At 68.2% G+C, this 21,470-nt stretch carries 16 protein-coding genes and 1 pseudogene; 8 read left to right on the top strand and 9 right to left on the bottom strand.

Annotation, left to right across the window (positions count from 1 at the left end):
• Positions 1-11: 11 nt before the first annotated feature.
• Positions 12-878 carry a type I methionyl aminopeptidase gene (map, locus tag MQH31_RS08125; protein WP_134531786.1) on the bottom strand — a complete coding sequence of 289 codons (867 nt, stop codon included), beginning with the start codon at positions 876-878 and terminating at the stop codon, positions 12-14.
• 12 nt (positions 879-890) lie between these two features.
• Between map and MQH31_RS08120 the strand changes: the two genes are divergently transcribed.
• Positions 891-1,079: an SPOR domain-containing protein gene (locus MQH31_RS08120; RefSeq protein ID WP_134531787.1), complete on the top strand. Its 189-nt coding sequence runs from the start codon at positions 891-893 to the stop codon at positions 1,077-1,079.
• Positions 1,080-1,082: 3 nt separating this feature from the next.
• Here MQH31_RS08120 and panB read toward each other — a convergent pair whose 3' ends face one another.
• Positions 1,083-1,955: a 3-methyl-2-oxobutanoate hydroxymethyltransferase gene (panB, locus tag MQH31_RS08115; protein ID WP_134531788.1), complete on the bottom strand. Its 873-nt coding sequence runs from the start codon at positions 1,953-1,955 to the stop codon at positions 1,083-1,085.
• A gap of 100 nt (positions 1,956-2,055) precedes the next feature.
• Here panB and glnA (MQH31_RS08110) point away from each other — a divergent pair, with 100 nt between their 5' ends.
• Together glnA (MQH31_RS08110) and MQH31_RS08105 are read left to right on the top strand one after the other, a co-directional pair.
• Complete coding sequence (glnA, locus tag MQH31_RS08110; RefSeq protein ID WP_134446491.1) at positions 2,056-3,393, top strand: type I glutamate--ammonia ligase; 1,338 nt, start codon at positions 2,056-2,058, stop codon at positions 3,391-3,393.
• Between the two features lie 6 nt (positions 3,394-3,399).
• Complete coding sequence (locus MQH31_RS08105; RefSeq protein WP_243011562.1) at positions 3,400-6,432, top strand: bifunctional [glutamine synthetase] adenylyltransferase/[glutamine synthetase]-adenylyl-L-tyrosine phosphorylase; 3,033 nt, start codon at positions 3,400-3,402, stop codon at positions 6,430-6,432.
• Positions 6,433-6,498: 66 nt separating this feature from the next.
• On the opposite strand, the gene glnA (MQH31_RS08100) is transcribed toward MQH31_RS08105, so the two are convergent.
• Positions 6,499-7,923 (bottom strand): type I glutamate--ammonia ligase, encoded by a 1,425-nt coding sequence (glnA, locus tag MQH31_RS08100; RefSeq protein ID WP_134531790.1) that lies wholly within the window; start codon positions 7,921-7,923, stop codon positions 6,499-6,501.
• Positions 7,924-8,067: 144 nt separating this feature from the next.
• Between glnA (MQH31_RS08100) and MQH31_RS08095 the strand changes: the two genes are divergently transcribed.
• The gene (locus tag MQH31_RS08095) at positions 8,068-8,511 is read left to right on the top strand and encodes an RDD family protein (protein ID WP_243011561.1); all 444 of its coding nucleotides are present in this window, start codon (positions 8,068-8,070) and stop codon (positions 8,509-8,511) included.
• 96 nt (positions 8,512-8,607) lie between these two features.
• On the opposite strand, the gene MQH31_RS08090 is transcribed toward MQH31_RS08095, so the two are convergent.
• From MQH31_RS08090 to lipB, 3 genes and pseudogenes are all read right to left on the bottom strand, one after another.
• A complete protein-coding gene (locus MQH31_RS08090; protein ID WP_134531791.1) occupies positions 8,608-9,318 on the bottom strand; it encodes a DUF4191 domain-containing protein in 711 nt (236 codons plus the stop codon).
• 79 nt (positions 9,319-9,397) lie between these two features.
• Positions 9,398-10,381 (bottom strand): annotated as a pseudogene (gene lipA, locus MQH31_RS08085) (lipoyl synthase); the annotation flags it as partial.
• Positions 10,378-11,013, bottom strand: coding sequence for a lipoyl(octanoyl) transferase LipB (lipB, locus tag MQH31_RS08080; RefSeq protein WP_243011560.1), 636 nt, complete (start codon positions 11,011-11,013; stop codon positions 10,378-10,380). The pseudogene lipA and the gene lipB, both read right to left, overlap by 4 nt.
• A gap of 108 nt (positions 11,014-11,121) precedes the next feature.
• Here lipB and MQH31_RS08075 point away from each other — a divergent pair, with 108 nt between their 5' ends.
• Positions 11,122-12,846 (top strand): serine/threonine-protein kinase, encoded by a 1,725-nt coding sequence (locus MQH31_RS08075; RefSeq protein WP_243011559.1) that lies wholly within the window; start codon positions 11,122-11,124, stop codon positions 12,844-12,846.
• A 55-nt stretch (positions 12,847-12,901) separates the two neighbouring features.
• Here the strand turns inward: MQH31_RS08075 and MQH31_RS08070 are convergent, their stop codons facing one another.
• The 3 genes from MQH31_RS08070 to MQH31_RS08060 form a co-directional block, all read right to left on the bottom strand.
• The gene (locus MQH31_RS08070; protein ID WP_243011558.1) at positions 12,902-14,311 is read right to left on the bottom strand and encodes a 2-oxo acid dehydrogenase subunit E2; all 1,410 of its coding nucleotides are present in this window, start codon (positions 14,309-14,311) and stop codon (positions 12,902-12,904) included.
• Between the two features lie 70 nt (positions 14,312-14,381).
• Positions 14,382-15,755: a dihydrolipoyl dehydrogenase gene (gene lpdA / locus MQH31_RS08065; RefSeq protein ID WP_243011557.1), complete on the bottom strand. Its 1,374-nt coding sequence runs from the start codon at positions 15,753-15,755 to the stop codon at positions 14,382-14,384.
• A 140-nt stretch (positions 15,756-15,895) separates the two neighbouring features.
• A complete protein-coding gene (locus MQH31_RS08060; RefSeq protein WP_134531797.1) occupies positions 15,896-17,383 on the bottom strand; it encodes a leucyl aminopeptidase in 1,488 nt (495 codons plus the stop codon).
• A 133-nt stretch (positions 17,384-17,516) separates the two neighbouring features.
• On the opposite strand from MQH31_RS08060, the gene MQH31_RS08055 reads away from it, so the two are divergent.
• From MQH31_RS08055 to MQH31_RS08045, 3 genes are all read left to right on the top strand, one after another.
• Positions 17,517-18,440 carry a proteasome assembly chaperone family protein gene (locus MQH31_RS08055; RefSeq protein WP_243011556.1) on the top strand — a complete coding sequence of 308 codons (924 nt, stop codon included), beginning with the start codon at positions 17,517-17,519 and terminating at the stop codon, positions 18,438-18,440.
• Positions 18,441-18,521: 81 nt separating this feature from the next.
• Positions 18,522-19,853 carry an MFS transporter gene (locus MQH31_RS08050; RefSeq protein ID WP_243011555.1) on the top strand — a complete coding sequence of 444 codons (1,332 nt, stop codon included), beginning with the start codon at positions 18,522-18,524 and terminating at the stop codon, positions 19,851-19,853.
• 246 nt (positions 19,854-20,099) lie between these two features.
• A complete protein-coding gene (locus MQH31_RS08045) occupies positions 20,100-21,464 on the top strand; it encodes an RNA polymerase sigma factor (protein ID WP_174775013.1) in 1,365 nt (454 codons plus the stop codon).
• Positions 21,465-21,470: the final 6 nt, after the last annotated feature.

Genomic DNA, 21,470 nt, shown 5'->3' with positions numbered 1-21,470 from the left:
AAACCTACCGTCTAGGGGAGGGTCAGGACCTCTGCGCCGCGTTCGGTCACGACGAGGGTGTGCTCGAACTGGGCCGTGATGCTCTTGTCCCTGGTCGTCACGGTCCAGTCATCCGCCCACATGTCCCAGTCGGTGCTGCCGAGGGTGAGCATCGGTTCGATCGTGAAGACCATGCCGACCTCCATCACGGTGTCGTACTGCGGAGCGGAGTCGTAGTGGGGGACGATGAGGCCGGAGTGGAACGCCTCGCCGACGCCGTGGCCGGTGAAGTCGCGCACGACGCCGTAGCCGAACCGTTTGGCGTATGACTCGATGGTCCGGCCGATCACGTTGACCTGGCGTCCGGGGGCGACGGCCTTGATGCCGCGGGCGAGCGCTTCCTTCGTGCGTTCGACGAGGAGCGTCACGGCTTCGCTGGCCTCGCCGACGATGAACGTGACGTTCGTGTCGCCGTGGACGCCGTTCTTGAAGGCGGTGATGTCGATATTGACGATGTCGCCGTTTTCGAGGACCGTCGTGTCGGGGATGCCGTGGCAGATGACCTCGTTGACCGAGCTGCACAGCGACTTGGGATAGCCCCGGTAGCCAAGCGTGGACGGGTACGCGTCATTCTCGATCAGGAACTGGTGGCCGATCCGGTCGAGTTCTTCGGTGGTGACGCCAGGGCGGATGCCGCGGCCGACGGCTTCGATCGCCTCCGCGGCGATCCGGCCGGCCTCACGGATCAGTTCGATCTTGGCGGCGGGGTAGATGTCGGAGCCGGTGAACCGCGCGGGAGCGGGGCGGCCGACGTATTCCGGACGGGGGATCCGCGCAGGGACGGGACGAGTGGGGGAGACCGGGCCTGGCAGCAGGTGACCGGCGGAATCCTTAGGCATAGGATCTAGCTTATGGCCGAAGATACTGAGCACCGCTTCTGGTACAACCTGCGCACGGGCGCCGTCGAAGAGGGAATGGTCTCTCTCGCCGTCGATCGTGTCGGACCGTTCGCAACCCGCGAGGAGGCAGCCCATGCCCTCGAGAAGCTCCGCGCGAACAGCGCGAAATGGGCGGCAGAGGACGCGGCGGAGGACCGCTGACCGCTATTCGTAGCTGTGCTCAGGACCCGGGTACACGCCGGACTCGACGTCCGACTTGAACTGGTGCACGGCATCCGTGAGGACGCTGCGCACGTTGGCGTACTGCCGCACGAAACGCGGGACCCGGCCCTCTGTCATGCCGGCGAAGTCCGTCCAGACCAGCAGCTGGCCGTCGACGTCCGGTCCGGCCCCCACTCCGATCGTGGGAATCTCGAGCTTGCTGGTGACCTCGGCGGCCACGGTGGCCGGCACCATTTCGAGGACGACGGCGAATGCGCCGGCGTCCTGCACGGCGAGGGCGTCTTCGAGAAGCTGCGCCGCTGCGTCGCCGCGGCCCTGGATGATGTGGCCGCCGAGGCCGTGTTCGCTCTGCGGCGTGAAACCGATGTGGGCCATCACGGGGATTCCGCTCGTCACGATCCTCTTGATCTGCTTGTGGCTGCGCACCCCGCCCTCGAGCTTGACCGCGTGGGCCTGCGCTTCCTTCATGAAGCGCACCGCGGTGTGCAGCGCTTCCGTCTGGCCGGTCTCGTAGGAGCCGAAGGGCATGTCCGCGACGACGAGGGCGCGGGTGACGGCGCGGGCGACCGCGCGGGTGAGCGGAATCAGTTCGTCGACCGTGACGGGAAGGGTGGTCTCGTAGCCGAAGACGTTGTTGCCCGCCGAGTCGCCGACCAGAAGGAAATCGATCCCTGCCTGGTCGAAGATCTGCGCCGTGAGCATGTCGTAGCTGGTGAGTCCCGTAATCGGGATTCCATGCTGTTTCGCGTTCGAGAAGTGCCTGGTGCGCACCCGCTTGGGTCCGGAGGGGGCGGGAACGAAGGGGTTCAGATCATTGACGGAACGGGGAGCGTCTGACGCGGTCGACTCTGGCATGTCTCCAGTGTAGCCAGCGACCGATTCCCCTCACCGGGGCCCTTTTCGCACGCGAGGTCACGACAGCCAGTAACCTAGTGATCAACAAGAAAGGGCGTGGATGGACAAGCAGCGCGACTTCGTTCTTCGTACCATCGAGGAACGGGGCATCAAGTTCATTCGTCTCTGGTTCACGGACGTCGTCGGCACCCTGAAATCGGTTGCGATCGCACCGGCCGAGGTCGAGGGCGCATTCGCGGAGGGTCTCGGCTTTGACGGCTCCGCCATCGAGGGCCTGACCCGGTCCTTCGAAGCGGATGTCCTCGCGCATCCGGATCCCACAACGTTCCAGATTCTGCCGTGGCGGGGCGAAGTCGACCCGACCGCGCGCATGTTCTGCGATATCACGACCCCCGACGGGCAGCCTGCGGTCGCCGACCCGCGCAACGTGCTCAAGCGCACCCTTGCGAAAGCGGCGGATCGCGGCTTCACGTTCTACACGCATCCGGAGATCGAGTTCTACCTGCTGAAGTCGTCGAAGTTCGGCAAGGACGGGCCCGTGCCCGTCGACTCGGCCGGATACTTCGACAACGTTCCCGGCGGAACCGCGCACGACTTCCGGCGCCGCTCCGTGCGGATGCTCGAGGAACTCGGCATCTCGGTGGAGTTCAGCCACCACGAGGCCGGCCCCGGCCAGAACGAGATCGACCTGCGGTACGCGGACGCCCTCTCCACGGCGGACAACATCATGACGTTCCGCACGGTCATCAAGGAGGTCGCCATCGAGCAGGGCGTCTACGCGACGTTCATGCCGAAGCCGATGTCCGACCAGCCGGGCTCAGGCATGCACACCCACCTCTCCCTGTTCGAGGGCGAGACGAACGCCTTCTACGAGGCGGGCGCGCAGTACCAGCTGTCCCGCACCGGGCGCCAGTTCATCGCGGGCCTGCTCAAGCACGCACCGGAGATCACCGCCGTCACGAACCAGTTCGTGAACTCGTACAAGCGGCTCTGGGGCGGCGACGAGGCACCGAGCTTCGTCTGCTGGGGCCACAACAACCGGTCCGCCCTCATCCGCGTGCCGCTGTACAAGCCCAACAAGGGCAACAGCTCCCGCATCGAGTACCGCGCCATCGACTCCGCCGCGAACCCGTACCTGGCCTACTCGCTGATGCTCGCCGCCGGTCTCAAGGGCATCGAAGAGGGCTACGAACTGCCGCCGGAGGCCGAGGACAACGTCTGGGGTCTCAGCGACACCGAGCGCCGCGCCCTCGGGTACCGCCAGTTGCCGGCGAGCCTCGACCACGCCATCCAGTTCATGGAAGAGTCCGAACTCGTCGCCGAGACCCTGGGCGAGCACGTCTTCAACTATGTGCTGCTCAACAAACGACAGGAGTGGAAGGAATACCGCTCCCAGGTGACTCCGTTCGAGCTGCAAAAGAACCTCGAGATGTTGTAGGGCACGGTGGCGCGAGAGGCGCTGACCCTCACCGAACTCGCGAGGGTCGGCTTCGCTGAACTCGGTGAGGTCCGGGCGTGCCTCGACGAGGTCGCGAGCCGCGGTGGGCCGGATTCGGCGGAACTGTTGCCGTTGCTCGCCCGCACGGCGAGCCCGGACGCAGCGCTCTCCGGCCTGATCAATCTGCTCCGGCAGGCACCGGCGGAGGTCCTGGAGCTCCTGGCCTGCCCGGGTGCGCCGGTGCGCCTCCTCCTCGTGCTCGGCGCGTCCCGTGGCCTGACCGAATTCTTCCTGCGCCACCCGGAGGAGCTCGGGGTCCTGGCCGCCCGGTCGCCGGCCCTTCCCGGACCCGAGGAACTCACGACCGACCTGCTCGCCGCGGTCGGGGCCGTCGACGGCTTCGCGTCTCTCGTCGACGACGCCGGCTGGGTTGCGCTGCGGGTGCGGTATCGGCGAAGGCTCGCGGAGGTGGCGGCGTTCGATCTCGAACAGGCCGACCCGGTCGCCGGCCTCGACGGCGTCGCCAGGGCGCTGTCCGATCTCGCCGCCGCCGCGCTGGAGGGGTCCCTCGCCGTTGCGCGCACGATGGTGTCCGCACCCGTCGCCGCCCCCGGTGTCTTCCCCGTCGAGCAGGTACGCTCCACCCGGCTTGCCGTGATCGGCATGGGCAAGGCCGGCGCCAGGGAGCTCAACTACGTCAGCGACGTCGACGTCATCTTCGTCGCGGAGGCCGACCCCGACACGGGGCTCGAATCCGGCCGTGCCGTCGACATCGCGACCCGGCTTGCGATCCTGCTGATGCGCGGCCTCAACCAGCCGACGCTCGAGCCGGAGCTCTGGGAGGTCGACCCGAACCTGCGGCCGGAGGGAAAGTCGGGGGCGCTCGTGCGGTCCCTGGACTCTCACATCGCGTACTACGAGCGGTGGGCGAAGAGCTGGGAGTTCCAGGCCCTGCTCAAGGCGAGGCCGCTCGCCGGCCATGCCGGGCTCGGCGAACGGTACCTCGCCGCGGTCGGACCGAAGGTGTGGACGAGCGCCAGCCGGGAGAACTTCGTCGAGTCGGTGCAGCGGATGCGTGAGCGGGTGACCGACAACATCCCCGATGACGAGGTCGACATTCAGCTGAAGCTCGGCCCTGGCGGGCTGCGCGACATCGAATTCACCGTCCAGCTTCTCCAGCTCGTTCACGGACAGGCCGACGAGGGGGTGCGACAGGCCGGGACGCTCCCCGCACTCGCCGCCCTCGCCGAGTCCGGCTATGTCGGGCGTGCGGAAGCGGCGGAATTCTCCCAGGACTACCGGGTCCTCCGGTTGATGGAACACCGCCTGCAGCTGTACCGGCTGCGCCGCACCCACCTTGTGCCGCGCGACGAGGCGAGCCTGCGCATCCTCGCCCGTGCGACCGGGCTCGCCTCGGGTGCCGCCCAGCTCAGCACACGCTGGGCGGACACGAAACGCCGGGTGCGCGGGCTGCACGAGCGGCTCTTCTACCGGCCGTTGCTCTCCGCCGTTGCCGCTCTCCCCGACGGAGAACTGGTCCTCACGAGCGCGCAGGCGGAGGCCAGGCTCGCGGCGATCGGGTTCCGCGACACCAAGGGTGCCTTCGCCCATATCGCGGCGCTCACCGGGGGCGTGTCCCGGCGGGCGGCGATCCAGCGCCACCTCCTTCCCGTGCTCCTGAAGTGGTTCTCGGAAGGAGCGGACCCCGACTACGGGCTGCTGGCCTTCCGGCGCCTCAGCGACAGCCTCGGCTCGACATACTGGTTCCTGCGGATGCTCCGCGACTCCTCCGGCGCCGCCGAACGACTCACCCGGGTGCTGTCCTCGTCCCGGTTCGTCGGCGAACTGCTCGAGACGATTCCGGAGTCGGTCGCGTGGCTCGAGAACGAGAACGACCTGCGCCCGCGGCCCCTTGCCGTGCTGCGCGAAGAGACCCGGGCGGTCCTGGCGCGTCACCAGACGCCGGATGCCGCGGCATCCGTCCTCCGTACGGCCCGGCGTCGCGAGATCCTGCGCCTGGCGTTCTCGTCCATCCTCGGCCGGATCAGCATCGATCAGCTCGCGACGGGCCTGACCGACGTCACCGCGACCGTGATCGAGGGTGTCACCGCGGCGATCCGCGGCACCGGCCTCCGGGGCGAGCCGGACGGGGACGCCGACGGCATCGAGTTCGCGGTGATCGGCATGGGCCGGTTCGGGGGAGCGGAGCTCGGCTTCGGCTCAGACGCCGACGTGATGTACGTGTTCCGGGCGGGAGCCGTCACGGGCGAGGCCGCTCACGCCCGCGCGATGTTCATCGCCCGGGAGCTCAAACGTCTCACCGAGGACAGCCGACTGCCGCTCGACCTCGACCTCGGGCTGCGCCCGGAGGGCAAGAACGGAGCCGTCGCCCGGTCCCTCGACTCGTACGAGGCGTACTACCGGCGCTGGTCGCTGACCTGGGAGGCGCAGGCGCTGCTCAGGGGCAGGGGCGTCGCCGGCGATGCCCGGCTGCTCGCCGACTTCGAGACCCTCGCCGACTCCGTGCGTTTCCCGCTGGCGATCGATGACCAGGCCGTCCGCGAGATCAAGCGGATGAAGGCGCGCGTCGAGAAGGAACGGTTACCGCAGGGCGCGGACCCGAACCGGCACCTCAAGCTCGGCCGCGGCTCGCTCAGCGACGTGGAGTGGTTCGTGCAGCTGCTGCAGTTGCAGCACGCCGCCGCGATCCCGGAGCTGCGCACGCACTCGACCCTCGGCGCCCTGCACGCGGCCGCGCGCGCCGGGCTCGTGAGCGACGCGGACGCCGAGACCCTCCGGGCGGCGTGGGTCTTCGCCTCCCGCTGTCGTTCCGCGATGACCCTGTGGATGAACCGGACCGCGGACACCCTCCCGACCGACCGCATCCAGCTCGAGGGCATCGCCCGGATCCTCGAATACCCGCCGGGCTCCGCCAACCGGCTTGAGGACGACTACCTCGCCGTCACCCGGCGTGCCCGCGCCGTCTTCGAGCGTCGCTTCTACGGTCCTGTCGAGCACGCGGGGCCTTTCGCCGGCTGACCGCTGCAACGACGAACGGGTCGCACCCCGGAAGGTACGACCCGTCATGGTCAGGCGCGGTGCGGTCTAGACCCCGTAGTACAGTTCGTACTCGAACGGGTGCGGACGCTGCGCGAGGGGCTTGATCTCCTGCTCGCGCTTGAAGCTGACCCAGGTTTCGATCAGTTCCGGCGTGAACACGTTGCCGGCGAGGAGGAAGTCGTGGTCGGCTTCGAGGGCCAGCAGCGCCTCCTCGAGGGAAGCGGGAACCTGGGGGATGTTCTTGGCTTCTTCGGGCGGGAGCTCGTAGAGGTCCTTGTCGACGGGCTCGTGCGGTTCGATCCGGTTCTTGATCCCGTCGAGGCCGGCCATCAGCTGGGCGGCGAAGGCGAGGTACGGGTTGCCGGAGGCGTCGGGCGCACGGAATTCGATGCGCTTGGCCTTCGGGTTGGTGCCCGTGATCGGGATGCGGATCGAGGCCGAGCGGTTACCGGCGGAGTAGACCAGGTTGACCGGGGCTTCGAAGCCGGGGACGAGACGGTGGTAGGAGTTCACCGAGGGGTTGGTGAACGCGAGGACGGCCGGGGCGTGCTTGAGTAGGCCGCCGATGTACCACCGGGCGATGTCGGAGAGTCCGCCGTAGCCGGCCTCGTCGTAGAAGAGCGGCTTGCCGCCGGCCCAGAGGGACTGGTGGGTGTGCATGCCGGAGCCGTTGTCGCCGAAGAGCGGCTTGGGCATGAACGTCGCCGTCTTGCCCCATTCGTGCGCCGTGTTCTTCACGATGTACTTGAACTTGAGCAGGTCGTCCGCCGCGTGGACCATCGTGTCGAAGCGGTAGTTGATCTCGCCCTGTCCGCCGGTGCCGACCTCGTGGTGGCTGCGCTCGAGGATCAGGCCTGCGTCGATGAGCTTGAGGCAGATGTCGTCACGCATGTCGACGTGCTGGTCGACGGGGCTGACGGGGAAGTAGCCGCCCTTGTACGGGGTCTTGTTGGCGAGGTTGCCGCCCTCTTCCTTCTTGCCGGAGTTCCAGGCGCCTTCGCTGGAGTCCACGGCGTAGAAGCTCGAGTACTGGTTCACTTCGTAGCGCACGTCGTCGAAGATGTAGAACTCGGCTTCGGGGGCGAAGAACGCGGTGTCGGCGATGCCGGTCGACTCGAGGTACTTCTCGGCCTTCTTCGCGACCTGGCGGGGATCCTTGGAGTAGATCTCGCCGTTACGCGGGTTGTAGATGTCGAAGAGCATAATCAGCGTGCGCTCGGCGCGGAAAGCATCGACGTATGCCGTCGTCACGTCCGGGATGAGCTGCATGTCCGACTCGTGGATGGACGCGAAGCCGCGGATCGACGAACCGTCGAACATCTGCCCGACCGTGAAGAATTCCTCATCGACGGTCGACGCGGGGATGTTGAAGTGCTGCTGCACACCGGGAAGATCGGTGAAGCGAATGTCAAGAAACTTGACGTCAGTGTCCTTGATGAACTTGAGTACTTCTGACGAATCGCGGAACATGCGGTTTTACTCCAAACGACGAGGGCGTTAATGACAGAAAGTCGCGCACGGCGGCTACCCAGAGAGTATTACGGCGGCATTACTCAACTGTGACGACTTTGTTTCTCACATGTTACAGGCGGTGCCCTTGGCTAGGATCGTCCCGTGCCTCCCTCTGCCTCCCCGCCGACCACCTTCGGACAGCTCCCGCCGAGCAGATGGCCGGGGGAGCGGCTCGGGCTTCCCGATGAGGGCCCGCTGTCGGTGGGCCGTGCCGGGCGCCGGATGCTGGGACTCCTGATCGACTACGCCCTCGCGATGGCGCTGGCCTTCGCGGTGTTCCGCTACACGTTCCTCAACTACAACGGCTTCGTCGTGACGGGGACCTATGTCCTGCTCCAGGTCCTGTTCATCCCGACGATCGGCGGCAGCATCGGCCACCGCCTCGTCGGGCTCCGCGTCATCCCTCTCGCGGGCGGCTGGGTCGGGCCGTGGCGGCCCATCGTGCGTTCCGTGCTGCTCGGCCTGGCCTTCCCCGCGCTGGTCTGGGACTCCGACCAGCGCGGCTTCCACGACAAGGTGGCCGGAACCGTCCTCGTCCGGGGCTGAGCCGCGCGCTCGGCGGAGCGGGCTCCGTTTAACGCAAGAACCCCTCGTCGTGACGACGAGGGGTTGCGGACGTGCGGAATGGACGGGGGAACGAGCCTAGTTGCCGCGCTGCGGGCGGGCCTTGGTCGGATCGACGCCCTTCGGGATCGGAAGCTTCTTCGTGATCGAGCTCAGCCGGTTGTTGACGGCGAGCACCTCTGCCTTGGTCAGGCTCGGCTTGATCTTGCGCAGGCGACTCGCGAGCTTGTGCAGCGGCACGGCGTCGGAATCGGGGCCGACGGAAATCACCGTGACGGGAACGTGGCCGCCGAGGCGGGTGACCGTGCGGCGTTCCTCGTCGAGCATGCGCGCGGTCCGGGTGCGCGGGCCCTCGCTGATCAGGACGACACCGCCGCGACCGACGGCACGGTAGACCGCGTCCTGGGTCTTGCCGTTGACGGCGATGGGCATCTCGCTGCCGACCCAGCCGCCCTTGAGGGAACTGCGCAGCACGGCGCCGACGGCGCCGGGCTGGCCTTCGATCTGGGAGTAGGCGGCTTTCTCCGCGCGGCGGCCGAGAATGATCAGCACGGCGAGCACCCCGGCGAGGAGCCCGGCGATGATCCAGAGCACGAGCGTGAGGACGTTGCCGTCCGTCGCAAGGATCGCGACGACGATCGAGGCCACGAGCGGCACGAAGAAGCCCACGAGGAGGAGCGGGACGATTTTGGAATCGTACCGCCGGGTCATCTGGAACACCTGCCACATCTGCTTGATGCGGCCGGGTTCCTTGTGGGGTTTGGGAGTCTTGTCCTTGCTGCGTGCCATGGTGTCGAGTTTACCGAGTCGCCAGAATCTCCGATGACCGATTTTCGGTCGAGTCAGCGACGATACCGCCTGGGCGGGCGACGGCCTGGGCGAACCCGAGCGAGGCATCCGCCAGGTGACGGAGTTCGGCGGGCACCTCACGGTTCGTCTTGAGCATCGATTGAGCCCAGAGGCGTCCTGCCCGGTAGGACGACCGCACGAGCGGTCCGGAGAGCACGCCGAGGAATCCGATGGCCTCCGCCTCCTCATTGAGCTCGACGAATTCCTCCGGCCTGACCCAGCGTGCGACGGGCAGGTGCCGGGCGCTCGGCCGCAGGTACTGGGTGATGGTGATGATGTCGGTGCCTGCGTCGTGGAGGTCCTGGAGCGCCTGGCTGACCTCGGCGCGTTCCTCGCCCATGCCGAGGATCAGGTTCGACTTGGTGATGAGGCCGGCGTTGCGGCCCTGCGTGATGACGTCGAGGGAACGGTCGTAGCGGAAGGCCGGGCGGATGCGCTTGAAGATGCGCGGAACCGTCTCGACATTGTGCGCGAAGACCTCCGGCTTCGCGGAGAACACCTCGCCCAGGAGGTCGGGGTTGCCCGAGAAGTCGGGGACGAGGATTTCGACGCCGGTACCGGGGCTCTGGGCGTGGATTTGCCGGATGGTCTCGGCGTACAGCCAGGCGCCTTCGTCGGGAAGGTCGTCGCGGGCGACGCCCGTCACGGTCGCGTACCGCAGGTTCATCGCGACGACGGACTCCGCGACCCTTCTCGGTTCGTCGGTGTCGTAGTCAGCGGGCTTGCCCGTGTCGATCTGGCAGAAGTCGCAGCGCCGGGTGCACTGGGAACCACCGATGAGGAAGGTCGCCTCGCGGTCCTCCCAGCACTCGAAGATGTTCGGGCAGCCGGCCTCCTGGCACACGGTGTGCAGGTTCTCGCCCTTGACGAGGTCCTGGAGCTTGCGGTACTCCGGTCCCATCTTGGCGACCGTCTTGATCCAGGCCGGTTTGCGTTCGATGGGCGATTCCATGTTGCGGATCTCAAGCCGGAGCATCTTGCGGCCCTCGGGCACGGCGCTCATGAGGCGGCCACCAGTTCCGCGGCGAAACGGGCCCGGATCGGTTCCACCAGCTGTGCGGGCGTCACTTCCCTGCCGAGGACGCGGGAGATCGTGGTGACTCCGGCGTCGCGGATCCCGCAGGCGATGATGTGCTCGTACGGTTCGAGGGAGTTGTTGCAATTGAGCGCGAAGCCGTGCATGGTCACCCCTTCGGCGACTCGGATTCCGATGGCGGCGATCTTGTCCTCGAAGCCCGGCTGGCCGACCCACACCCCGGACCGTCCGGCGACGCGGCGGCCGTCGACCCCGAGCCCGGCGAGGACGTCGATGAGGATGCCTTCGAGGCGTCGCACATAGCCGACGACGTCGATGGGTTCGGCGAGGCGGAGGATCGGGTACCCGACGAGTTGACCGGGGCCGTGCCAGGTGATCTTGCCGCCCCTGTCGGTGTCGATGACCGGGGTTCCGTCCGTCGGCCGTTCCTCGGCCGACGTGCGTCTGCCCGCGGTGTATACGGCGGGGTGTTCGAGGAAGATGACGGTGTCCGGGCGTTCCCCGGAAACAACGGCACGATGGACGGTGCGCTGGAGCTCAAGGCCCACGAGATACGGCACGGAGTTGGCGCTTAGCCCCGCGACGAGAAAGTCGAGCATGGGGCCAGTCTAGGTCAGCCCGTCCTCACCAGCGACCGGATCCGCCGGACTGTGCACAGCCGGCCCGGAGCGGGCCGTCCGCGCCTCCCACGGGACGATCATCGGCGCGTGATGAGACGTGCGGAAGGTCGGAAGCGCAGGTCGTCCGGCAGGGAGTCCGGTGTCGGGGCGACAGCCACGGAGGCGCAGGCAGCGGATGCCGGCGGAAGCGTCGCCGGCTTCCGGGTCCTGAGGCGCATCGCCGCTGGGGCCCGGTGCGACGTCTACCTCGGGGCGTCGGCCGCGGCCGGGACGGACGGTCACCGGGACGTCGTCGTTCTCAAGGTGTTCCGCTCCGCACCCGGCGTCGGAACCGGTGATGGCACCGGTGACGGCACTGGGAGCCGCAGCACAGACGACGCCGCCATCGACGACGCGGCCATCGACAGGGAGGTGCGCGCTCTCGAGGCTATCCCGGACGGCGGGGTGGGCCGGTTGCTGGACGTTGCGACGCTGCCGGACGGGCGGATCTGCCTCGTCCTGGCCGAGGACCGCGGTGGATCCCTCGGGCAGATCCTGGCCGGCGAGCGATTGCTGGACCCGGGGGAGGCGGTCACGATCCTGGCTCCCGTGCTCGCGGCGGTGGCGCGCCTGTACGACCGGGGCTGGGTGCATCCGGGAATCGGTGCCGGACGGATTCGTTTCGACGGCGCGGGGCGACCCGTCGTAGGGGGTCTGGGCGGCCTGCGGGATCTGCCGCCGCCGGGCCGGGCCCGGGAAGAACTGCTCGAGGAGGCCCGGTGCGCCTGCGGTGACCTGGTGCAGGCCGTTCTCGACCGGGTCGCGGACCGCGGACAGCCGGCGTCAACGGCGCTGTTCGCCGCCTGGCGGTCCGGCTCCTACCGGGAAGCACTTGCCGGGCTCGAGCGAGCGCTGTTCGAGTGGTCTCCCGCCGCGCCCGTCCGGCTCGGCGAGCACGAGGTCGGTCCCGGCGACGCGGAGCCGACGGCGCCCAGAAGGCTTCCTCCCGGCCCCGACGCGCTGACCCGCCTCGAGGCGGCGCTGGACACGCGCGCCGGACCGCTGCTGCGGGGGTGGGCGGTTCGTGTCGCCGGAACCATCGGAGCACGGCTGACGGCACGCCGACGCGAGGGGCCGGCTGGCCGGGCGAAGCGCGGCCGGGCGGCGCACGCACTTCCCCCTCGACCGAAGCCGGGTCGTGAGCGGACGGCAGGGGCCTCGACGCGGCGGGGAACGTGGAGAGCCGCGGAGGATCCCGCGCGCTGGCGGCGCCGCGGCCTGATCCTGTCCGGCACGTTCCTCGTCGTCGTCCTGCTCGTCGGAGCCTGGACGGCGCTCGCCCCGCCGGCAGCCGGTCCGGCCCCGGAGCCGTCGTCGCACCGCTCGGCTTCTCCCCGGCCCTCCGGCGGGAGCGGAGAGGTGTCCGCACCGGACCCGCCCGCCGCCGCGCCGGCGACCACGGCCGACCAGGACGCCCTGCAGGGCGAGGACCCCGCTGCCGCCACCATGGTGCTGCTGCGCCTGAGGGCCCTCTGCCTCGCCGCCGCCGATCGGGACTGCCTTGCGGACCTCGCGCAACCGGGTTCTCCGGTCCTTGCCGGGGATGGCGCACTGATCGGACAAGCGCCGGACGGCGGGCAGGGGCGTGCGCCGGGGAGCGTCACGGTCGACGGTTCCGAACCGACGGTCGTCGACCGGATCGGGAATCTGGCGCTCATCGCCCTCTCAGCGAGCGGCGGGGGAGTCGCACCCGGAAACGACAAACCGGCCTCGGTCCTTGTGGTCAAGGGCGAGGCCGGTTGGCGGTTACGCGAGTTCTTCAGTGCTGGTTAGCGGCACGTGCTGGTTAGCGGAACGAGCCGCCTGGCCGGACGAGCCGGCCGCCGGCTCAGATCCCGAGGTTGGCTTCGAAGTCGCCGGCCTCGAGACGCTGCTTCATCGTGACGAGGAAGCGCGAGGCATCCGCGCCATCGATGATGCGGTGGTCGTAGGACAGCGCCAGGTAGACCGACGAGCGGATCGCGATGGCGTCGAGGCCGCCGCTGGACACGACGAGCGGCTTCTTGTAGACGACGCCCGTTCCGAGGATCGCGCTCTGCGGCAGGAACACGACGGGGGTGTCGAACAGCGCCCCACGCGAACCCGTGTTGGTCAGCGTGAAGGTGCCACCGGACAGCTCGTCGGGCTTGAGCTTGTTGTCCCTCGTGCGCTGGGCGAGGTCGGCGATCTCCGCTGCGAATCCGGCGAGGTCGAGTTCTCCGGCGTTGCGCACGACCGGGGTCAGCAGACCGCGCTCGGTGTCGACAGCGATGCTGATGTTCTCCTGTGCCGGGTACACGATCGTGTCGCCGTCGATCGTGGCGTTGATGATCGGGTTCGCCTGGAGTGCTTCGGCGGCGGCGAGGGCGAAGAACGGCAGGAAGGACAGCTTGTTGCCGGTCTTCTCGAAGAACGACGCCTTGACCTTGTCGCGGAAGATCGCGACGCGGGTGACATCGACCTCGACGACGGTCGTCAGCTGGGCCGACGACTGCATCGAGATGACGGCGCGCTCGGCGACGACCTTGCGGAGGCGGGACATCGGCTTCGAGGTGCCGCGCAGCGGCGAGACCTCGAACGCCGGGGCGGATGCCGCGGCTCCGGCGGCCGGGATGGCTGCCGTGATGTCCTGCTTGCGGATCCGTCCGCCGACACCGGTTCCGGTGACGCTGGACAGGTCGACGCCGGCCTCGTTCGCGAGCTTGCGGACGATCGGCGTCACGTAGCCGGAGGTGCCCGCGTGGGAGCCACGGGAGACGGCGGGCTCTGCTGCGACGGGGGCTGCGACGGGGGCCGGTGCTGCGACCGGTGCCGGTGCCGGTGCCGCAACGGGAACCGGTGCGAAGACCGGGGCCGGTGCTGCGACGGGGGCGGGTGGGTAGACCGGAGCTGCGACGGGCGCCGCAACCGGTGCGGGTGCGTAGACCGGGGCGGCGACGGGCGCAGGGGCTGCCGGGGCCTCGACGACAGCAGGGGCCTCGACGACGGGAGCAGCGGCCGGAGCCGGCGCGGCGGCGGCGGAACCGTCACCGATCAGTACCAGGGCGGTACCCACCTCGACGGTTTCGTCCTCCTGGACCAGGATCGCTTCGATGATGCCGGCAACGGGGGACGGGATCTCCGTGTCCACCTTGTCAGTCGATACTTCCAAGAGGGGTTCGTCGACCTCGACGCGGTCGCCCACGTTCTTCAGCCAGCGGGTAACCGTACCCTCTGTGACACTCTCACCGAGTGCCGGAAGGCTAACGGATTCGCTCATGCGTTTGTCTCCTTTGAAACCATTGTGTGCTCTGTTCTTAGCTTATAGACGGTCAGTAGCCGGGAATCGGCTACATCGCGTGGAGGGGCTTCCCGGCAATGGCCAGGAATGCCTCGCCGAGGGCTTCGTTCTGGGTCGGGTGCGCGTGCAGGAACGGGGCGATGTCCTCCGGGTACGCCTCCCAGTTCACAACGAGCTGGCCTTCGCCGATGAGCTCGCCGACGCGCGCGCCGATCATGTGGATGCCGACGATGGGTCCGTCCTTGACCCGGACGACCTTGATCGAGCCGCTCGTGCCGAGGATCGAGCTCTTGCCGTTGCCGCCGAGGTTGTACTCGTAGGACGAGACCTGGTCGGCGCCGAACTTCTCGGATGCCTTCGCCTCGGAGTACCCGACGGACGCGATCTCGGGGTCAGAGTATGTGACCTTCGGGATGTTCAGGTCCTCGACGATGATCGGGTTGAGGCCCGCGATCTCCTCGGCGACGAAGATGCCCTGCTGGAAGCCACGGTGCGCGAGCTGGAGGCCGGGAACGATGTCTCCGACGGCGTAGACGCCGGGGATGTTCGTCGCGAGGCGTTCGTCGGTGAGGACGAAACCGCGATCCATGGCCACGCCGACCTCGTCGAAGCCGAGACCGGCCGTGACGGGGCCGCGTCCGACGGCGACGAGAAGGATCTCGGCCTCGACGGTCGAACCGTTCTCGAGGGTGATGACCACGCCGTTCTCGTGCTGGGTCACGCTCTGGAAGCGGATGCCGAGCGAGTACTCGATCCCGCGCTTGCGGAACGCGCGCTCGAGCTGCTTGGAGACGGACTCTTCTTCGTTCGGGACGAGGTGCGGCAGCGCCTCGATGATGGTGACGTCGGCTCCGAAGGACTTCCAGACGCTCGCGAACTCGACTCCGATGACGCCGCCGCCGAGGATGGCGACCTTGTTCGGCACGAAGTTCAGATCGAGGGCCTGCTCGCTCGTGATGACGCGGCCGCCGATCTCGAGGCCCGGGAGGGATCGCGAGTACGAGCCCGTGGCGAGAACGACGTTCTTGCCGACGATGCGGTCGTCGCCGACCTGGACGGTGTTCGGCGCCACGAGGCGGCCTTCGCCCTCGATGACGGTGATGCCGCGTGCCTTGATCAGGCCTTGGAGGCCCTTGTACTTCGACGCGACGATTCCCTCACGGAAGGCCGTGACGGCCGCCATGTCGATGCCCTCGAACTGGGTCTTCACGCCGTATTTGGCGGCCTCGCGGCTCACATCGGCCACCTCGGCCGAGTGCAGCAGGGCCTTCGTCGGGATGCACCCGACGTGCAGGCAGGTGCCGCCGAGTTTGCCCTTCTCGATCAGGCCGACGGTCATGCCGAGCTGGACGGCCCGCAGTGCTGCTGCGTAGCCACCGCTTCCTCCACCGAGAACGACAAGGTCAAAATTCTGTTCCGACACTCAGGGACTCCCTTTTATTCACATACGGGCGCTGGTCACAAGCGCGTAATCACAAGCGGAAATGCACAAAAAGTCTGCGGGACGGGAATCGATGACGCCCGTGAGCCGGGCGCTTTCTTCCCCATGCCACCTCGACTGTACTACGGGCGCGAAAAGTCCTCGGCCAGACGCAGCAAAGCGCGCACCGAAACGCCGGTGGGACCCGCGTTGGTGAAGCCCCAGGCGCCTCCGGTGTTGTGCGCGGGTCCGGCGATGTCCAGGTGCGCCCAGGGGATGGTCACGGCGTCGTCCCCCGTGCCGCGGGTTCCGATGAACTCGCGCAGGAAGACGGCGGCGAGGAGCATGCCGCCGGCGCTCGAGCCCATCTTGGCGTTCGCGATGTCTGCGACGTCGGAGTTGAGCGTGGCGCGGAGCTCGTCGGGGAGCGGCATCGCCCAGAGCTGTTCGCCGACACCGGAACCGGCGGCGAGCACGCGGGCGACGAGGGCGTCTTCACCCATGACGCCGTAGTAGCGGCTTCCGAGGGCGACGATGGCCGCCCCCGTGAGGGTGGCGACGTCGATGATGGCGTCGGGTTCTTCCTCACCCGCCGCGACAAGCCCGTCGGCGAGGACGAGTCGACCCTCGGCATCCGTGTTCAGCACTTCGACCGTGCGGCCGCCGCGGATGCGCAGGACGTCGTTCGGTCGGATCGCGTTCCCGGACGGCATGTTCTCCGCGATGCAGAGCCACGCCGTGATGCGCACGTCGAGCGACAGCCGGGCAGCGGCGAGCACGACGGCGAGCACCGTTGCGGCGCCGGTCATGTCGTACTTCATGCCGACCATGGAGCCGGCCGGCTTGAGGGAGAGTCCGCCGGTGTCGAAGGTGATGCCCTTTCCGACAAGCGCGATGTGACGGGTTGCCGTCCCAGGGGCGTAGCTGACCTTGACCAGGCGCGGCGGGCGCGTCGAACCCTGGCCGACGCCGGCGATGCCGCCGAAACCGTCCGCGGCGAGTTCCGCCTCGTCCCAGACCCTGACCGAGACGGGCAGATCGGCGGCGGCGGCGACCGCGCGGTCGGCGAGGGCCTCCGGGTAGAGATCGGACGCCGGCATGTTCACGAGGTCTTTGACCAGTGCGACGGCCTCCGAGACGACGACGGCGTGGGCGACGGCGTCCGCGCCGTCGAGCGTGCTGTGCACGGTCACGTGTCCGGCGGGCAACCGGGTGCCGGCGAGGGAGGCCTGGCGGTATTCCGTGTACGAATAGCCGCCGAGCGCGGCGCCTTCGACGACGGCGGTGAGTTCCGCGGCGCCCTCGAGCGGGAACGCGAAGGCAACGCTCTCGACGCCGGTGAGCTGGCGCACGGCGGAACCGGCGGCGGCGCGCAGGGCGTCGACACCGGCGTCCTTGCCGAGCCCGACGATCGCGATCGTGCGCGCCCCGCCGACGGATGCCGGAATGCGGACCACCTGGTCCCGTGCGCCCGTGACGCCGAGGTCGGCGAGGACGGCCGACAGGGCGGAGAACGCCGGGTCGGCGAAGAGCACCGCGGAGTCCGCGGACTGGAGCGCGCCCACGATCAGGACGTCGGCGGTTGATTCGATGGCGGGTTGTGCGGACACGGAGAGAACGGGTGCGGTCATCCTTCGATGGTACTGGCCGCCCCTGTGCGGCCCGTGCGGGCCGTCCAGGCTGTGACCCCTGTTCGCTTACGGCACCACTCGGGGTGCCACGGATTCCCACCCGCCCGCGATGACGCAGCCTAGAGTTAACGGCATGCGCGATCCTGGTGACATCTACGAGCTGACGGCCGACGCGGCATCCGTGCCCGAGGGCCTGAACCTCGTCGCGGGCCTGACCGGGTTCGCCGATGCCGGGGGAGCGGTCGCGCAATTCAGCGAATACCTGCTCGGAAACCTGACCCACACGATGATCGCGTCCTTCGATGCGGATGTCCTTCTCGACTACCGGGCCCGGCGTCCGATCATCTACTTCGATCGCGACCATCTGACCGGCTACCAGCCGCCGGTGCTGAGTCTCTACCTCGCGCACGACGAGATCGGCCAGCCGTTCCTGCTGCTGTCCGGTTTCGAACCGGACTTCCGCTGGGAGCAGTTCACCGCCGCCGTTCTCGAGATCGGCAAGCGTTTCCGCGTCGCAGCGACGACGTGGGTGCACGCGATCCCGATGCCGGTTCCGCACACCCGCCCGATCGGCGTCACCGTGAGCGGCACCCGCTCCGACCTGATCGAGAGCATGTCCGTCTGGCGTCCGCACACCCAGGTCCCCTCCAATGTCCTGCACCTCGTGGAGTTACGCCTGCACGAGAGCGGCGCGGCAGTCGCCGGCTTCGTCCTCCTGGTTCCGCACTACCTCGCGGACACGGAGTTCCCGGCAGCGGCGCTGTCCGCCCTCGAGAGCACGAGCGCCGCAACGGGCCTGATCTTCCCGACCGACCAGCTGCGCGAGCAGAATCGCGAGTTCATCAACCGGATCGACGAACAGGTGCGGGAGAACCCGGAACTCGCGAAACTCGTCGGAACCCTCGAGGAACGCTACGACACGTACATGGAAGGCAGCAGCGTGCGGTCGCCGCTGACCGATGAGGACGGTGAACTTCCGAGCGCCGACGAGATCGCGGCCGAGCTGGAGAATTTCCTCGCAACCCGCCGCAGCCGCGACGACGGCACCGCCCTCTAAGCTCCGGATCGCTGTCACCCGACCGTGCGCGGCCGGGGAGCCTGGGCCTGCCGACGGCCCCGACCGGATAGATTGGGAGCAATGAACTCCCGTCGCTCCTGGCTCATCTTCTCCATCGGGTCGTTCGCGTACCTTTCGGCCGTCCTGCAGCGCACGTCGCTGGGCGTAGCCGGTGTCGCGGCGTCTGAGCGCTTCGGCGGCACCGCCGCCCTGCTCTCGAGCCTCGCCGTCGTGCAACTCGTGGTCTACGCCGCGGCCCAGGTCCCCGTCGGAGTGCTCATCGACCGGTTCGGACCCCGAATCCTCGTGATCGTCGGGACCACGCTCATGATCGGCGGCCAGGTCACCCTCGCGTTCTCGACCGACATCGCCGCCGCCGTCGCCGGCCGGATGCTCGTCGGTGCGGGAGACGCCGCCATCTTCATCTCGATGATCCGCCTGATCGGATCCTGGTTCGACGGCCCGCTGGTACCGCAGCTGTCGCAGTGGCTCGGCAACATCGGCCAGCTCGGTCAGGTCCTCTCCGCGGTTCCGCTCGCCTGGGTGCTGCACACCTTCGGCTGGACGCCCGCCTTCCTGTCCGCGGCATCCGTCGCCGTCGTTGCGCTCGTCGTCGTGGTCGTCGTCATCGAGGACCGGCCGGTGGGATCGACGGACGAAGCGCGGCCGACGAGCCTGCGGGAGGCGCTCGTGCTGCTCAAGAAGAGCTTCCGCAGGCCGGGGACGCAGCTCGGTTTCTGGTCGCACTACGTGACGCAGTCGCCGGGAACCGTCTTCAGCATGCTCTGGGGTTTCCCCTTCATGGTCTACGGCCTCGGCTACGACCCCGCTCTTGCCGCTTCGATGCTCATGGTGCTCGTCGCCGCCGGGATGGTGTTCGGCCCGATCCTGGGCATCCTCACCGCCCGGTTCCCGCAACGCCGCAGCAACATCGTGCTCGCCGTCGTGATCCTGATGGCAGCGGCCTGGACCGTCGTCCTCGCCTGGCCGGGAACCCCGCCGTTCTGGCTCATCGTGGTACTCCTCGTAACCCTCGGCATCGGCGGGCCCGGCTCCCTGATCGGGTTCGACTTCGCCCGGAGCTTCAATCCGAAGCGCAGCCATGGCTCGGCCAACGGCGTCGTGAACGTCGGCGGATTCACCGCGAGCTTCGTGATGGTGTACCTGATCGGGGTCCTGCTCGACCTGCAGAACGGCTGGCGGATGGCCGGGGGAGCGCCGAGCAACCTGTACTCGCTGGAATCCTTCCGGGTCGCCTTCCTCGTGCAGTTCTTGGTCGTCGGGATCGGTGTCGTGTTCCTGCTCCGGGCCCGGCGTCGCACCCGCTTCCTGTTGTCGCGCGACGAGGGTGTCGAAGTGGCTCCGCTCTGGATCGCGGCCGCACGGGCGCTGCGGCGCCCGCGTTCGCGCTGAGCGTGTGTAATGGGCCGTGCACTGGCTCGGTATATACACAAAGCATGCAATAATTGTCAATAGGGCCCGTTCTGGTCCTGGGTGCACCGTTACCAGTTGATGGTGCGCGGCCCGGGACTTGACATGGGTCCTAGTACTGCCCAAAATCCATATCTGCCCGGCTTGGCGCACGAACCGTTTCCCCCGGTTCTCCGCACCGGCGGGCGGCGCCGCCGGTGCACACCCGACGGCATGAGAGGTGTTCGAATGGCAACCCGCACAAAGACCGAGCCAACCGAAGAGACCACCGTTGCCGAGACGGATGCCGCGACGAAGACTCCCGCCAAGGCACCGGCCCGCAAGGCAGCGGCCAAGGCTCCCGCCATCAAGCGTGCCCCCACCAAGGCTGCCGTCGCGAAGGCGGCAGCTGCCGCTGCGGCATCCGACGCCGCAGCCGTCGCCGCTGCCGGCTCAGGCCATGACGACGACGATGACGAAGACGAGCACCGTTCGCCGCGCAAGCGGGCCGGTGCGAAGTCCAAGGCCGGCGCCGACGACCACGACGACCTGAACGGTCACGACGAGGTCGAAGACGACCACAACGATGACGACCACGGTAAGAAGACGCCGACCGAGCCGCTCCCGAGCGGCGCACTCGTCCTGTCCCTCGTCGACGACGAGGACGAGGTCCCCGTCTACTCGAGCGCCATCACCGGCGCCACCGCCGACCCGGTCAAGGACTACCTGAAGCAGATCGGTAAGGTCGCCCTGCTGAACGCGGCCGAAGAGGTCGAGCTCGCGATGCGCATCGAGGCCGGGTTGTTCGCAGAGGACAAGATGTCCCAGATGACCGACGCCGAGAAGAAGAGTGCGCTCGGGCGCGAACTTCTCTGGGTCGCCAAGGACGGCGCGCGGGCCAAGAGCCACCTGCTCGGTGCGAACCTGCGCCTCGTCGTCTCGCTCGCCAAGCGCTACACGGGTCGTGGAATGCAGTTCCTCGACCTGATCCAGGAAGGCAACCTCGGCCTCATCCGCGCCGTGGAGAAGTTCGACTACACCAAGGGCTTCAAGTTCTCCACCTACGCCACCTGGTGGATCCGCCAGGCGATCACGCGCGCCATGGCCGACCAGGCCCGCACCATCCGCATTCCCGTGCACATGGTCGAGGTCATCAACAAGCTCGCACGCGTGCAGCGCCAGATGCTCCAGGACCTCGGCCGCGAACCCACGCCGGAAGAGCTCAGCCGCGAACTCGACATGACGCCGGAAAAGGTCGTCGAGGTGCAGAAGTACGGCCGCGAACCGATCTCCCTGCACACCCCGCTCGGCGAAGACGGCGACAGCGAATTCGGTGACCTCATCGAGGACACCGAGGCCGTCGTCCCCGCCGACGCCGTGGGATTCACGATGCTGCAGAAGCAGCTCGAGAGCCTGCTCGACTCGCTCTCCGAGCGCGAGGCCGGCGTGATCCGAATGCGCTTCGGCCTGGGCGACGGCATGCCGAAGACCCTGGACCAGATCGGCGACACCTTCGGAGTGACGCGCGAGCGCATCCGCCAGATCGAATCCAAGACGATGGCCAAGCTGCGTCACCCGTCGCGGTCGCAGTCACTACGCGACTACCTCGAATAGAATCCC

Origin of the sequence: Cryobacterium zhongshanensis (assembly GCF_022760445.1) — a bacterium.
GTDB classification, from domain to species: Bacteria; Actinomycetota; Actinomycetes; order Actinomycetales; family Microbacteriaceae; genus Cryobacterium; species Cryobacterium algoricola.
The sequence above is the reverse complement of the archived record's forward strand: the minus strand, read 5'-3'. Positions and strand labels throughout refer to the sequence as shown.

What these genes read in the sequence shown, in the direction of transcription:
- map (WP_134531786.1), bottom strand. Translation starts at nt 878, where the DNA reads ATGCCTAAGGATTCCGCCGGTCACCTGCTGCCAGGCCCGGTCTCCCCC.
- MQH31_RS08060 (WP_134531797.1), bottom strand. Translation starts at nt 17,383, where the DNA reads ATGACCGCACCCGTTCTCTCCGTGTCCGCACAACCCGCCATCGAATCA.
- MQH31_RS08050 (WP_243011555.1), top strand. Translation starts at nt 18,522, where the DNA reads ATGAACTCCCGTCGCTCCTGGCTCATCTTCTCCATCGGGTCGTTCGCG.
- MQH31_RS08090 (WP_134531791.1), bottom strand. Translation starts at nt 9,318, where the DNA reads ATGGCACGCAGCAAGGACAAGACTCCCAAACCCCACAAGGAACCCGGC.
- lipB (WP_243011560.1), bottom strand. Translation starts at nt 11,013, where the DNA reads ATGCTCGACTTTCTCGTCGCGGGGCTAAGCGCCAACTCCGTGCCGTAT.
- MQH31_RS08045 (WP_174775013.1), top strand. Translation starts at nt 20,100, where the DNA reads ATGGCAACCCGCACAAAGACCGAGCCAACCGAAGAGACCACCGTTGCC.
- MQH31_RS08055 (WP_243011556.1), top strand. Translation starts at nt 17,517, where the DNA reads ATGCGCGATCCTGGTGACATCTACGAGCTGACGGCCGACGCGGCATCC.
- glnA (WP_134446491.1), top strand. Translation starts at nt 2,056, where the DNA reads ATGGACAAGCAGCGCGACTTCGTTCTTCGTACCATCGAGGAACGGGGC.
- MQH31_RS08070 (WP_243011558.1), bottom strand. Translation starts at nt 14,311, where the DNA reads ATGAGCGAATCCGTTAGCCTTCCGGCACTCGGTGAGAGTGTCACAGAG.
- glnA (WP_134531790.1), bottom strand. Translation starts at nt 7,923, where the DNA reads ATGTTCCGCGATTCGTCAGAAGTACTCAAGTTCATCAAGGACACTGAC.
- panB (WP_134531788.1), bottom strand. Translation starts at nt 1,955, where the DNA reads ATGCCAGAGTCGACCGCGTCAGACGCTCCCCGTTCCGTCAATGATCTG.
- MQH31_RS08120 (WP_134531787.1), top strand. Translation starts at nt 891, where the DNA reads ATGGCCGAAGATACTGAGCACCGCTTCTGGTACAACCTGCGCACGGGC.